Annotated in this window: 12 protein-coding genes and 1 other annotated feature; of the genes, 11 read left to right on the top strand and 1 reads right to left on the bottom strand. The window is 40.3% G+C overall.

Features of this window, described 5'->3' with window-relative positions; translation table 11 throughout:
* Positions 1 to 2: 2 nt before the first annotated feature.
* The 3 genes from ABC361_RS13510 to ABC361_RS13500 all read left to right on the top strand — a co-directional run bounded on the left by ABC361_RS13510 (position 3) and on the right by ABC361_RS13500 (position 2,710).
* On the top strand, positions 3 to 881 hold the full coding sequence (locus ABC361_RS13510; RefSeq protein ID WP_413074445.1) for a hypothetical protein: 879 nt from the start codon (positions 3 to 5) through the stop codon (positions 879 to 881).
* Positions 878 to 1,882 carry a spore coat protein YsxE gene (gene ysxE / locus ABC361_RS13505; protein ID WP_413074444.1) on the top strand — a complete coding sequence of 335 codons (1,005 nt, stop codon included), beginning with the start codon at positions 878 to 880 and terminating at the stop codon, positions 1,880 to 1,882. The genes ABC361_RS13510 and ysxE overlap by 4 nt, the downstream gene beginning before the upstream one ends.
* Positions 1,883 to 2,020: 138 nt before the next feature.
* Positions 2,021 to 2,710, top strand: a complete 690-nt coding sequence (locus tag ABC361_RS13500) for a hypothetical protein (RefSeq protein ID WP_413074443.1) — start codon at positions 2,021 to 2,023, stop codon at positions 2,708 to 2,710.
* Positions 2,711 to 2,718: 8 nt separating this feature from the next.
* Here ABC361_RS13500 and ABC361_RS13495 read toward each other — a convergent pair whose 3' ends face one another.
* A complete protein-coding gene (locus ABC361_RS13495) occupies positions 2,719 to 2,931 on the bottom strand; it encodes a hypothetical protein (RefSeq protein WP_413074442.1) in 213 nt (70 codons plus the stop codon).
* 157 nt (positions 2,932 to 3,088) lie between these two features.
* Positions 3,089 to 3,309 (top strand) — a binding site (T-box leader).
* Between the two features lie 48 nt (positions 3,310 to 3,357).
* On the opposite strand from ABC361_RS13495, the gene ABC361_RS13490 reads away from it, so the two are divergent.
* The 8 genes from ABC361_RS13490 to ABC361_RS13455 all read left to right on the top strand — a co-directional run bounded on the left by ABC361_RS13490 (position 3,358) and on the right by ABC361_RS13455 (position 14,337).
* Entirely contained in the window at positions 3,358 to 6,000 is a 2,643-nt protein-coding gene (locus ABC361_RS13490; RefSeq protein ID WP_413074441.1) for a valine--tRNA ligase, read from the top strand.
* A gap of 54 nt (positions 6,001 to 6,054) precedes the next feature.
* Entirely contained in the window at positions 6,055 to 7,341 is a 1,287-nt protein-coding gene (locus ABC361_RS13485) for a bifunctional folylpolyglutamate synthase/dihydrofolate synthase (RefSeq protein WP_413074440.1), read from the top strand.
* A gap of 361 nt (positions 7,342 to 7,702) precedes the next feature.
* Positions 7,703 to 8,440 carry a prepilin peptidase gene (locus tag ABC361_RS13480; RefSeq protein ID WP_413074439.1) on the top strand — a complete coding sequence of 246 codons (738 nt, stop codon included), beginning with the start codon at positions 7,703 to 7,705 and terminating at the stop codon, positions 8,438 to 8,440.
* A gap of 43 nt (positions 8,441 to 8,483) precedes the next feature.
* Entirely contained in the window at positions 8,484 to 9,554 is a 1,071-nt protein-coding gene (locus tag ABC361_RS13475) for a hypothetical protein (protein WP_413074438.1), read from the top strand.
* A 140-nt stretch (positions 9,555 to 9,694) separates the two neighbouring features.
* Entirely contained in the window at positions 9,695 to 11,644 is a 1,950-nt protein-coding gene (locus tag ABC361_RS13470; protein WP_413074437.1) for a S9 family peptidase, read from the top strand.
* Between the two features lie 133 nt (positions 11,645 to 11,777).
* Entirely contained in the window at positions 11,778 to 12,359 is a 582-nt protein-coding gene (locus ABC361_RS13465; RefSeq protein ID WP_413074436.1) for a Maf family protein, read from the top strand.
* 21 nt (positions 12,360 to 12,380) lie between these two features.
* Positions 12,381 to 13,064: a RadC family protein gene (radC, locus tag ABC361_RS13460; RefSeq protein WP_413075775.1), complete on the top strand. Its 684-nt coding sequence runs from the start codon at positions 12,381 to 12,383 to the stop codon at positions 13,062 to 13,064.
* Between the two features lie 241 nt (positions 13,065 to 13,305).
* Positions 13,306 to 14,337 (top strand): rod shape-determining protein, encoded by a 1,032-nt coding sequence (locus ABC361_RS13455; protein ID WP_413074435.1) that lies wholly within the window; start codon positions 13,306 to 13,308, stop codon positions 14,335 to 14,337.
* Positions 14,338 to 14,341 lie beyond the last annotated feature (4 nt).

Genomic DNA, 14,341 nt, shown 5'->3' with positions numbered 1-14,341 from the left:
CTATGATTGAGCGCTTAAAAAATGAGTACGGGTTTAAGGAAGCATCTTCTATCGAGGGAAACCAGCTTGAGACGGATAAAGGGGTAAAACAGCTTTGCTACTGGCAAGATGAGGACTGTTTGAAATGGCATATAGCATGGCGTGACAACTGTAGTGTCGCGCCTTATATGATTATGAATCGTATGTTGCGAACAAAAAAAGGCTGTGCTTATATTCAAGAGGGAGATGCTTATATTAGTGTACATGATGTGATTCGTTCAAATGAGAGAGAAAAAGGAAGCGAAGCACATTGGGGAGAACTATTGGGCTTAATGATCATAAATGGACGGGAAGATCAAACAGTTAAGCCGTTACCAGAAGACATTGAACAGGAGTATCCATTTTTAGAACAAGCCAATCGGCAGCAAAAGCTGTTTTTTTACACGTTTCTTCAAGAAGCCAATCGTCGCTTGAATCAAGCAAAAAAGGTATTGCGCGCAGACGAAATGAACGCTCCAAAAATGGCGAACATAAGCAATCTTAGAGGGGATATCTATGGATCGCTGTTTGTTGTTGAAGGAAGTGAAGAAAAGCCTGAATACGGCTATGATTCCTTGAATGCTTTTCTAAAAGAATGGCATTTGAATGAAGGAGAGCAGTCCCTTGAGGCTCTATTAGATGCAGTCAACCAAAAAGCACAACTTACTGCTTACGAACGAAAAGCCATTATGGCGACGGTATTAATTCCAGATGAGCTAAATAGGCTAAGCAAGGAATCGGAGACAATGAATGAAGCAGAAATCAGTGAGTTCATTGTTCATTTGAAAGAAGAGTGGGATCGGACTCAGTCTTTTGCTTCAACATTAGCAAAATGGCTTGATTCAAAGAAGGTGACGGAATGAATGCGTTTATTGAGGCATTACTCTATTATTATGATTTAATGCCAACAGCGATCGAGCAAAAAGGAAAGATTTATCGAGTGGAGACGGAGCAAGGGGTCTTTGCATTAAAAGAGTCGAGCATGGACCCTGTACAGGCGGAAGAGTGTATTCATGCTGTTAGAAAACTGACGCGTCTCAAATATCAGTCATTTGTGCCGATTATGCCAACAAAATTTGGGGAGCATTCCTTATTTATTTCTGGAAAATCCTATTATTTAATGCCGTGGATAGAAACACAGACCTATCAAGGAAGGCAGTCTATTGAAGAGATTATGGCCGATTCAATTGGAACGATTCATCGAATGACAGTAAAATCTCAGACTGCAACAAAAGAGGTTATTGATCAATCTTGTGAACGGTTATTATCTAGGTGGGAGATGCACTCCCTTGAATTAGCTCGATTTGCAGATGAAGCAGAAATGAAACCTTATTTATCTCCATTTGAACTATCGTTTTTGACTCATTTTAAAATGTTTGAACAATTAGCTGATGAAGCAACGACTCATTTGGAGAAGTGGTACAAGACTACTGTTGACAAAGGATCTTATCGCAGTGTCTTAACTCATGGTCGCTTATCGAGAAGCCACTTTTTGCATGCCACTAATGGACAACATTTATTTATAAACTTTGAACGGGCAAGCTTGGATACGCCAGCGAGAGATTTAGCGACATTATGTCGCCACGGCTTTCCGCATTCGTTATGGGATGAAGATGAAGTGCTGCGGTGGTTTGCTCGGTATGAACAACACTTGCCATTAATTAACGCAGAAAAGTATTTGGTGAGTGCTTATCTTTTATTTCCTGAACCGATTTATTATACGATGATGAACTATCGTCAAGGTGGGAACGAGCTTGAATTAACGCAGAAACTGGAGAAGCGAATTTATGCGCTACGTAAAGTTCAGCGTTTTGTTCCGAAGATTGTGCCGCAAGATGAAGAACAAGCAAGTAATCAGTCCTAAGCTGATGCTTGCTTTTTTTTATGATTTTACACTTGAAAAAAAGAAAAAAATGCCATTAAATAGATAGAAGAATGCTTAGTTTAGGACGATGCGGGTATGCTTAAAGTAACAGTAGACGTGAGGGAGTAGGTGTAAGGCATGGAACAAGGAATACCTTATGAAAAGCTTGAAGAAAAAAAGAGTAAGCTTAGTTCTGAAAAAAAAGTGCTTTTTGAAGAGGTCGTTCACTATATGGAAGCAGCAAGCTTTTCGAAACGAAAGCGGTACCAACTGCTACATCAAGTGTTAGATGAGTGGATTTATGCGGAAAAACATAATCTTGAATTAGATGTTAATCAAAAAAATATTTATACGTACTGTGAGAAGCGAACAAAGGGGCTTCCTCAAATGTCAACATCATTAAAAACAGCATTATTGCTGAGAGGTGGACTTCTTCTTTTCGTCGTTTATTTTGTCTTACAGCTTATTATTCAAACAGTAGGATTATTTGAACCGAATATTCAAGCAGCTTCCTTTTCATTTCTGCCAATTTTATTGTTAGCAGGTTTTGGTTTACTAGGTGTCTATGTATTTGATAAGAGTAATCAAAAAGAAAGATCCTTTATGTGGAAGATGTCAGGTATCCTTTTGCAAGCTGCTGCTTTTCTTCTCTTTTTTGCAAGTATGCGACTATGGGATGGTGTACTAACCATCCAACTAAACTTATTGAACTCTGTAATCCTGGTAATCTTTTTTACTGTCACGTTTTTTCTTGTCGGAAAATGGAAGCAACAACTTGAAGAAAAAGAAACGGAGAGGGATCAAAATGACGTTATCTTATTTTCCTAAGATTTGTCTTATACGATCCCAAAGAATAGGCAGACAAAAAAGACGATGATAAGGGTTAGAAGGAATAAATCAACTGCTGTTGGTAGAAGCAACGTGCGAATGAGCTGAAACACCAAAATCGGCGGTAAACATTGCAAACAAATGAACTTAAAGCGACCAAATTTTTTAGGCGGACCAGGTGGGGGACATGGGGGTGGAAACCCTTGGAATCGTTTCGCCATCGTATCAGTTCCTCCTTAATCGTATTGTTTCTGTAGTGTATGCACAGCGCCTAAAACTGTTGCAAAAACAGTTGAAGATGTATAGACTATAGAAAATAAGCCAAAGCTGTTATTGACGAAAGTAAACGCAAACGATAAAATACGAACATAACCTATAAAACAAGCTATGATCAGGAGGAGTAAAGAAACTGCTTCTTTAGAGAGGAAAGACCTCGGCTGAAAGTCTTTCTAGAAAGTAAGTTCTTGAAAGTCGCCTGTAAGCTTTTCTGTTGAACGATGAAGTAAACAGAAACGGACCGAACCGTTATTCGATTTGAGTTGCACAGAGATCGTTCTGTGAACAAAGGTGGCACCGCGAACAATCCCTTCGTCCTTTGAGACGGAAGGGTTTTTTTGTATTTTATTTTAAAGAAGGAGGACTGTTTAATGACGGAACAGCATGCAATGCCGACAAAATATGATCCGAGTGAAACAGAGAAGAAATGGTATGACTATTGGAAGAAAGGCGGATTTTTTACACCTACTGATGATCCGAATAAGGAACCGTATTCCATTGTTATTCCTCCACCAAACGTAACTGGAAAGCTTCATCTAGGCCATGCGTGGGATGCGACGTTACAAGATATTCTTGCTCGTACAAAACGTATGCAAGGGTACGATACACTTTGGCTACCAGGAATGGATCATGCTGGGATCGCAACGCAAGCAAAAGTAGAGGCTCGATTAAAGGAACAAGGAATTTCCAAGCATGATTTAGGTCGAGAAGGTTTTCTTGAGAAGTCATGGGAATGGAAAGAAGAATATGCGGAGTTTATTCGCCAGCAATGGGCGAAAGTTGGAATCTCTGTTGATTATTCAAGAGAACGTTTTACGCTTGATTCTGGTTTATCAGATGCTGTAAATGAAGTGTTTATCTCTCTTTACGAAAAAGGGCTTATTTATCGAGGCGAATATATTATTAACTGGGACCCACAAACAAAAACGGCGCTTTCTGATATTGAGGTTATTCACCAAGATGTTCAAGGTGCGTTTTACCATATGGACTATCCACTAGCAGATGGATCAGGCTCGATTAAAATTGCAACGACACGTCCTGAGACGATGCTCGGTGATACGGCGGTAGCGGTTCATCCTAAAGACGAGCGTTATAGCCACTTAATCGGTAAAAGCGTGAAGTTGCCAATCGTCGGGCGGGAAATTCCGATTGTTGCAGACGACTATGTTGATCGTGAATTTGGTTCTGGCGCTGTGAAAATTACACCTGCTCATGACCCAAATGATTTTGAAATTGGAAATCGACACGACCTTCCTCGTGTCTTGGTTATGAATGAAGATGGTACGATGAATGAAAATGCAGGAATCTACCAAGGGCTTGATCGATTTGACTGCCGTAAGAAAATTGTTAAAGACCTGCAAGAAACTGGCGTTCTGTTTGAAATTGAAGAACATTTGCATTCAGTTGGTCACTCTGAGCGCAGTGGTGCTGTTGTTGAACCGTATTTGTCCACGCAGTGGTTTGTAAAAATGCAGCCACTTGCGGAAGAATCACTTAAGATGCAAGAGGATGAAGAGACAAAAATTACGTTTGTGCCAGAGCGCTTTGAACATACGTATACACGCTGGATGGAAAACATTCGCGACTGGTGTATTTCAAGACAACTTTGGTGGGGACACCGTATCCCAGCTTGGTATCATAAAGAAACCAATGAATTATATGTAGGAAAAGAAGCGCCGGCAGACAGTGAAAATTGGGTTCAGGATGAAGATGTATTAGATACATGGTTTTCATCAGCGTTATGGCCATTTTCAACGATGGGCTGGCCGAATGAAGATGCAGAAGATTTAAAGCGATACTATCCAACAGACGTTCTTGTAACAGGTTACGACATCATTTACTTCTGGGTATCAAGGATGATTTTCCAAGGCAAAGCCTTTACGAATAAACGACCATTTAAAGATGTGCTGATTCATGGCTTAATTCGTGCAGCGGATGGCAAGAAAATGAGTAAATCACTCGGAAACGGTGTTGATCCCCAAGATGTCATTGAAAAATATGGCGCCGATTCCCTTCGTTTCTTCTTAGCAACAGGGAGTACGCCAGGGAATGACTTACGTTTTTACTGGGAGAAAGTCGAATCTACGTGGAACTTTGGAAACAAGATTTGGAATGCGTCTCGTTTTGCCTTAATGAATATGGAAGGTTTAACCTATGATGAAATTGACATAACGAAAGAAAAAACCATAGCTGACAAGTGGATTCTGACACGTCTAGGCGAGACAGCTGAGACGGTTAGCCGCTTAATCGATAGCTATGAATTTGGTGAAGCTGGACGCACACTTTACTCATTTATTTGGGACGATGTATGTGATTGGTACATTGAGATGGCGAAGTTAACGCTTTACGGGGAAGATGAACAAGCAAAAGCAACGACTCGTTCCGTTCTTGCCTATGTGCTCGATCATACGATGCGCATGCTCCATCCATTTATGCCGTTTATAACAGAAGAGATTTGGCAGCACTTGCCGCATCAAGGAGAGTCGATTACGGTTGCAGAATGGCCATCGTTTACGCGTTCTTTTAACGACCAAGAAGCAGTTGAAGATATGGAAACGTTAAAGACGTTAATTCGATCGATCCGTAATACCCGTTCGGAATTAAACGTGCCGATGAGCAAGCAAATTGAACTGTTTATTCGTCCAGCAGATGATGGCATGAAAGCTCGATTAGAGCGCGGTTCGCTTTATATTGAGAAATTCGCCAATCCAAGTCAACTGGTCATTCAAGAAGACCTACAAACACCGGAAAAAGCAATGTCTCATGCGCTAACCGGAATGGACATTTTCTTACCGCTTGCAGGTTTACTAGATTTAGATGCAGAAATTGCTCGTCTGGAAAAAGAAAAAGATAAATTAACGAAAGAAGTTGAACGGATCGAGAAAAAATTAGGCAACGAAGGATTTGTTGCAAAAGCACCAGCTCATGTCGTTGAAGAAGAAAAAAGCAAAAAAGAAGACTATGAGTTAAAACGCAAAAAAGTCATCGATCGAATTGAAGAATTAAGTGCCTAAACAAATTGAGCTCAAGCGAGTATACGCTTGAGCTTCTTTTAAGGAGGAAGTGCATTGAAAACGAGTAAAGAGGCGATTGAGTGGATTCATTCTCTTTTACCTTTTGGCATAAAACCAGGTCTAAAGCGAATGGAATGGATGCTTGAAAAACTAAATAATCCCCACAAAAAGCTAAAGGCGGTTCATATTGGTGGAACAAATGGAAAAGGATCCACAGTCAGCTTTTTACAACATATGCTTATGGAAAAAGGCTGGGATGTCGGCACGTTTACGTCACCGTATATTGAACGTTTTGAAGAACGAATCTCGATTAATGGAGAACCCATCTCAGAAGAAGATCTTGTTTGGGGAGCGAATCAAGTACGTCCGCTTGTAGAAGAACTTGCAGAGACTGAGCTCGGTTCACCGACTGAATTTGAAGTAATTACCACAATCATGTTCCTTTACTTTGCTACGCGGAAGCAACCTGATCTTTGTTTAATTGAAGTTGGACTAGGTGGTCGATTTGATTCAACCAATGTACTTGAACCACTCGTCTCTATTATTACAATGATTGGACACGATCACATGCATATTTTAGGAGACACGTTAGAAGACATTGCGTATGAAAAAGCAGGCATTATAAAAAAAAGCACGCCTGTTGTTATTGGTGATGTAAAAGGTCAGCCAAAACAGGTCATCGTCGATCAAGCTGTATCTCAGGAGGCAGTTGTATACTTATTAAATAAAGATTTTTCTTATGAAACGAGTAAGTCCGACCAATTTAGTTACCACGGAAACACGTTTGGCTCGTACCGTATATCGATGCTTGGTACACATCAGCATCATAACGCAACCCTTGCATTAAAGGCGATAGAAATATTGGATGACAAATGTGAGATGTCAACTTCATCTGAAGAAAAGGCGAACGGGTTACTACGCACAACGTGGCCAGGGCGAATGGAGTGGCTTTCTGATCAGCCAGCACTAATCGTTGATGGCGCTCATAATCAAGAAGGGTTTTTAGCACTTGCGAACACTATACAGCATCAGTTTCACGAAAAACGGATCTCGCTGTTTATCGGAGTTACGGAAGGTAAAGATGTGACGCCCCTAGTGAAACAGCTAGAAGAATTACCGGTTACGTACTATTGTTGTTCTTTTTCATTTTTCCGAGCAGCTACAGCGCAAGAGCTCTATGACCAAGTTGAGGGCAATACAGAAAAATACCTTGTTGAAAATTGGAAACAAGCGTTACAAGAACGATTTGAAACAGCTGATGAGGACGAATTAATTCTTATTACAGGTTCTCTTTATTTTATTGCCGACGTTCGCCAATTTGTACAGAAATTAAATAACTGAATGAATTTCATAATAAGTAGTAGTCATTTTCACGAATGATAACAGAAATATTGTTTGTAACACTCGTATCATTGAATGGCGACGACTCCCGCGGGAACAGCACGTGTCCGAAGACAATGGAGCGTTTTTTGCAGAAATGGCTGAGGCCGTGCCCAGAGCAAAGAAAACACCGTGAGGGCAAGTGATAACGTAGCGCAAACGGATGTCGCGCTTGTGCCTGTGGTGAAAGCGTTCGCCATTTTAAATAGATTGTACGTCATTTTCGCATCTAACTTGAATGATGAAATTGACTCAACTAGCAGGTGAATGACTAATTTTGTTGAATCATAGAACAGTGCCATAAAAAGGAGGCGTTGTGGAATTGGATGATTCGCTTTTCATTAGTATTTATTTGACGATTGTCGGTATGGTAGTAGGCTCTTATTTTTTAGCTTTTATCTCAAGAGGTTCATTTAAACAGTCGGTAGCGGGGCGATCTCGCTGTGCAAGCTGCAAGCGTCAATTGCGGCCTAAAGATCTTGTGCCAGTGTTATCGTTCCTGCTATTAAAAGGAAGGTGTCGCTATTGCCTTCATAAACTTCCTCGTCATTTTCCTCTTGTTGAAGCTGTAACAGGTGGACTGTTTTTCCTTGCTTCGATGTATTCAGAAAGCTTAACAGAACTCATCACGTCGCTTCTTCTCGTTTCATTATTAGTCCTCATTACCTTAACCGACATTCAATCGTTTCGTATTCCGAATCGAATCCTGCTGCTTTTTTCCATTCCACTTCTTCTACTTCGTTTTGTAAATCAACCCGTTTTATTTCAAGGCTCTTCCTTCATCATTGGTCTTGTTCTTTTATTTATCTTACTTTATGCTTATCAAAAAGGGCAATTAGGTGGCGGTGATGTAAAACTATTTGTTGTGTTCATGGTTTTATTGGGAATTCAGTCAACGCTCTTAATCATCATGATTTCTTCAATGGTTGCACTGTTATACACGATAACTCGGCGATCCATGTGGGCAAGCTTTCTAGAACAAAAACGCGTTAAGCTTCCGTTTGCACCATTTATTAGCATCGCGACAATAATTGTTTATTTTTCACCTAATCTGGTCTAAATGAAGACAAGCCTCATAGTATAGTAGAAAGGGGTGTTTATTCATGAGTGATCAAAAGCATACGATGAATTTTAAATTCTCTCAATCAAACAAAAAATCAAATCGTCCTGCACCCGACAATGAATCGCATAATCCGATTGAAGTTTGTAGTTGGGATGAACCTACTGACGGAGAGCAGGTAACAAATCCGCAAGAAGAAGACGACTTTGAGCCAAAAAAAGATAAAGTCATTGATTTTACAGACAAGTTAAAAACAAAAAAAACGGGGAACGAACCGTTTTGGGATGACGGGGATCGCTCACGAGCACCAAAACTTCCGCCTAAAAACCGGAAAAATAAAATTCAGCTTAACGTACCTTGGCCAATCATTGGTGCAGTGATGTCTGCAGTAATTGTAGGGTTAGGTTTAGGCGTAGTAGTTTTTCAATTTTTTATTAATGATGATACGGGCTATAGCGAAGCTGCTTTGCCAGCGCAAGCAACAGTATACACGGATGTTTCGTTTCCTAGTCTGCATGTTGATGTTGTTCAAGGAGCTGCATTTACCGATATAGATACTGCTCAACAAGTTGTAGATGAAACAAAAGATAAAGGATTTCCAGCTGTCTTAATTCCAGGTGACGAGAGCCAGTACATGTTCTTAGGCGTGGCAAATGATCAAACAAAAGGAACGAAATTGAGCAATTATTTCGGCGATAACGGTCAGGAGACTTATGTAAAAACGTACACGGTTGAAGGTGGAGAAGTAACTGTTGGTGGTGAAGATGCAGCTACTTGGTATACAAATGCAAATGCGGTCTACCATTTCTTAAGCAGTGTCTCATCTGAATTAATGGTTGCGAGTGAAAGTGGATCCATTAATGAGGACAATCTATCACAATTAAATCAATCTGTTGAACAATTACGTAATTCGCGGGACGTGGCTTTTTCACAAATGAATGAATTAGCAAAAGAAAATAGTTTACGTTACGCGGATACTTTATTTACTGCTGCCAGTGCGTTGAACGACTATCAAACGTCAAACAATCATGAAGCGCTTGAACATGTCCAGCAAGGGCTGCTTCAGCTCATTGTAGAGTATGAAGAGGTGCTAACATCAATTAATGAAGTATAAGAGAAGAAGCGCTTTTCGATCACTTCCTGTAAAAAAGGTTGATTATCGGAGCGCTTTTTAAATTGCATGATTTTTGAGAAAGATTTTTCTTTCGTCAATCGAAAGATTTCGGTATACTCGATTAAAAGGGAGGGATACCAGTGAAAGAATTAACCGCAAGTTCATTGTATCAGTTAAAAACCGTTACAAATCCTGTTATTTCACCGGATGGTCATCAAGCGATAGTTGTTGTGACGGAATTAAACGAAGAAGAGAATACGTATGAATCGCATTTATATGTTGTAAATTTAAAAACGAGTGAAAAACCAACGCAATTAACCTTTGGAAAAGGAAGTTACGGATCACCAAAGTGGTTACCGAACGGTGATGGCTATACATATCTCGCCAGTATGGATGGTAAGAAAAAGCAAGTGTTTGTGAAACAAGGTTTGGCACAAGAAAAACAAGTAACCGATGAAAAGCAAGGGGTACAAACGTATGCCTTGGCAGCAGATGGTGCATCCATCGTTTATTCCGCTTTGTATAAGGAAACGACAAAAGAAGAGAGCAAGCCACAACCACTTGTTGTTGACCGAATGAAGTATAAATCAGATGCAAGAGGCTTGTACGATGAAAGCATTGTTCGTATTGGTCAGGTTGATTTGATAACGAATAAGCAGCAATGGTTAACGAGCGATAAAGGGGATAGTCAGCTACTCGATTATTCAGCTGATGGAAAACACCTTTTGTTTGCAAGCGATCGTTTAGATAACAAAGATTTTTCGTTTACTTCCCATGCTTACATTCTTAACATTGATACAAATAAGGAGCAACAAGTGACGAAGGAACCTCATGTCATCACTGGCGGGGCTTTTTCTCCAGATGGACAAACCGTAGCCCTGCTTAGTCATCAACGTGAATATGAAAATGCAACATTGCCGAATCTCGTTATCTACAATTTAGAGACGGGAAACATTTCAAATTTAACGGAAGATTTTGATCAGTATTTAGGAGACGGTGCGATTGGCGATTTTCTTCAGCAGAGCGGATCCAATGGTATTCGATTTTCTATTGATGGAGATGCCATCTACAGTTTGGTCTCAAACAGAGGTGCTGTAAATGTATGGCGCTTTGCTTTATCTGGTGAAAAAGAAAAACGAACGAGCACCGACGCGCATACTAACGGCTTTGATATCTTTGGAAGTGAATTATATGTAACGCATAGTCGTGTTGAGGAACCAAGTGAATTTTATCGAGTAAACCAACAAGAGGCGGAATTTGAACGATTAACAACTTTTAATCAAAAGGTCGAACAAACGATTTCCTTCTCTGTTCCTGAGCCGTTTCATTTAAATCGAGAAGATGGCTCGTTTGTAGAAGGTTGGTTGATGAAGCCAACAAATTATGAAGACGGACATTCGTATCCTTTAATCGTTGAAGTGCACGGTGGTCCACATGCGATGTATGCCAACACGTATTTTCACGAGTTTCAAATGTTAACTGCAAAAGGATATGGTGTGCTTTATACAAATCCACGCGGAAGTCATGGCTACGGCCAGGCCTTTGTTGATGCTGTAAGAGGAGACTATGGCGGTGGTGATTTCAAAGATCTTATGGAGATCCTTGATCACGCTGTTGAAACCCATACGTGGATTGATCAAGAAAGAATAGGTCTGACTGGCGGAAGTTACGGTGGCTTTATGACGAACTGGGCTGTCGGGCACACAAACCGCTTTAAAGCAGCAGTGACACAGCGCTCCATTTCTAATTGGATCAGTTTTTATGGTGTTAGTGACATAGGCTATTATTTTTCCGATTGGCAAATAAAAGCAGAACTAGATGACATCGAAACGTTGTGGAATCATTCACCATTAAAATACGTCGCGCACGTTGAAACACCGTTATTGATTTTACATGGCGAGAACGATTTAAGGTGTCCGATTGAACAAGGGGAACAATTGTTTATCGCGTTAAAACGTCTTGGGAAAGACACACGATTCATTCGATTCCCTGAAGCAAATCATGAATTATCTAGAAGTGGAAAGCCTAACTTAAGAATTGAGCGATTAGAAGCTATTCTCGGCTGGTTTGAGCGCTATTTAAAAGCATAAAAATGTGTAGCAAGGAGGCGTATTGAGCCTTCTTGTTTTTTCATTTTCTGGAAATGATGCTTGTTTTTTATACGCAATTATTGGTAAACTAGTGCTAACACTTGTACAATAAAGAAAAAAGTAGAGGTGTCCCATGAATTCATCCCTCCTATTAGCTTCAAGTTCCCCAAGGCGAAGCGAACTCCTTAAACAATGTCATATTCCATTTACCGTGTTTTCAAGTGATGTCGATGAAACGCTTCATGAAAATCAACCTGTAGAAGAAGCAGCCTGTACATTAGCAAAAAGAAAAGCAGAAGCAGTCGCGAAACAGTTTCCTCAACACGTTGTTCTTGCTGCAGATACAATTGTTTCGTTAAATGGCGAGCATTTAGGCAAACCAAAATCTAAGGAAGAAGCCAAATATATGCTACAGACCTTGTCTCATAGAACTCACGCTGTGTCTACTGGTGTAGCCATATTAGGTCAAGATCGTTCGGTCCTTTTTTCAGAAACCACATCTGTGACGATGACAACAATCGGTGAATCCTTGTTAGAGCGCTATTTACAAACAGATGAATGGGTAGATAAAGCAGGTGCGTATGGAATTCAAAGTTTAGGAGCGTTATTTGTTTCGGAAATAAAAGGTGATTATTATACAGTTGTCGGCTTGCCTTTAGTGAAAACGGTTCAAGCATTATCCTCGTTTCACATTTACCCCAATATTCCTTCGTAAAAAGGAGCGATAAGCGTGTCGATTATTATTCGAGATGTTCCAATTCAAGAACGCCCCCGAGAACGATTCCTTCGAGAGGGGGCAAGAGCACTATCAAATCAAGAAATACTAGCGATTATGCTACGGACTGGTACAAAACACTACTCTGCACTACAAGTCGCTTCAACATTACTTTCAACGTATAAAACACTCACTGCGTTAAGTGAGGCGTCTCTTGAAGAAATGAAACTCGTTAAAGGAATTGGTGAAACAAAAGCGATTGAGTTATCTGCCGCTATTGAATTAGGTAAACGTATCTTGCGTGAAGGAAAAGGTGAAAAAAGAGTGATTGCTTCACCTGATGATGCGGTGCAGCTAGTGGTCAATGATCTCGTAGGCATTCATCAAGAGCATTTTGTTGTGCTTTATTTAAATACAAAAAATTATGTAATAAAACAAAAAACCGTTTTTATTGGCAGCTTAAATGCAAGTATTGTTCATCCACGAGAAGTATTTAAAGAAGCACTTCGTACGTCTTCCGCAGCTGTTATATGTCTTCATAATCATCCTAGTGGTGATCCTTCACCAAGTCCGGAAGATATTAGTGTAACCAAAAGGCTATATGAAGCTGGGAAAATTCTCGGTATTACTTTATTGGACCATATAATTATTGGCGACGAAGCGAACTTTATTAGTCTAAAAGAACGAGGTTTTATAAGTATGTAAAAATAACGACAAACATGAAATGATTTTTTTTTGCCTGGGGAACTTTAAGGCTATTTTTTTTGGATACATTTCGATATAATAAAGGGTATGAGTTTAGGTTATAGTGATGTCAAAACGTAGCGAAAGCGCGCGCATCATTTATAAATGGATTGAGAAACCACGAACCTACGTGAAATAAAGGGAGGATATCTGTCTATTTTTTAGGTCGCATCAATAAAAGCGGAAGAGACAGTATACATACATGTTTGGAAGTAGAGATATTGGAATCGATTTAGGTACAGCAAATACACTTGTTTATACAAAGGGAAAAGGGATTGTTCTACGAGAACCATCGGTTGTGGCATTACGTACAGACACAAACTCCATTCAAGCTGTTGGGGATGATGCGAAAAAAATGATTGGTCGAACGCCTGGGAACATTGTTGCAGTTAGACCGATGAAAGACGGCGTAATTGCAGATTTTGATACAACGGCAACCATGCTTAAACATTTTATTCAACAAGCGATGAAGAACAGTTCGATGTTTAGCCGTAAGCCTGCGGTTATGGTTTGTGTTCCGTCTGGGATTACTGCAGTCGAAAAGCGTGCGGTTGAAGATGCGACGAAGCAGGCAGGTGCAAAAGAAGCTTACACGCTAGAAGAACCATTTGCTGCGGCAATTGGCGCAAATTTACCAGTATGGGAACCAACAGGAAGTATGGTTGTTGATATTGGTGGCGGAACAACGGAAGTCGCAATTATTTCATTAGGTGGGATTGTAACAAGTCAATCAATTCGTGTAGCAGGAGACGAAATGGACGATGCAATTATTCAATACGTGAAAAAAACGTATAACCTAATGATCGGGGAACGTACAGCAGAAACGCTTAAATTAGAAATTGGTTCAGCAAGCACTGATGACGAAGAAAACCAAGATATGGACATTCGCGGTCGTGACTTGTTAACCGGTCTACCTAAAACCATTACGGTGACGTCAGCAGAAATTTCTGGTGCTTTATCAGATACCGTTGATACGATTATTGAAGCAGTGAAAGATACGCTTGAACAATCTCCGCCAGAGCTTGCTGCTGATATTATGGATCGTGGGATTGTACTGACAGGTGGAGGGGCACTCCTGAAAAACTTAGACAAAGTGTTGAGTGAAGAAACAAATATGCCTGTAATCGTTGCTGAAGAGCCGCTTGATTGTGTAGCAATTGGAACGGGAAGAGCGTTGGAGAATATCCATTTATTCCGTACTAAAGCAGGTTCAGCTCGATCAGATTGGAAATAGAGGG

This window comes from Shouchella phoenicis (assembly GCF_047238345.1).
GTDB lineage: Bacteria > Bacillota > Bacilli > Bacillales > Bacillaceae_D > Shouchella.
Note: the sequence above shows the minus strand (reverse complement) of the source record. Positions and strands in the feature narration are given on the sequence as shown.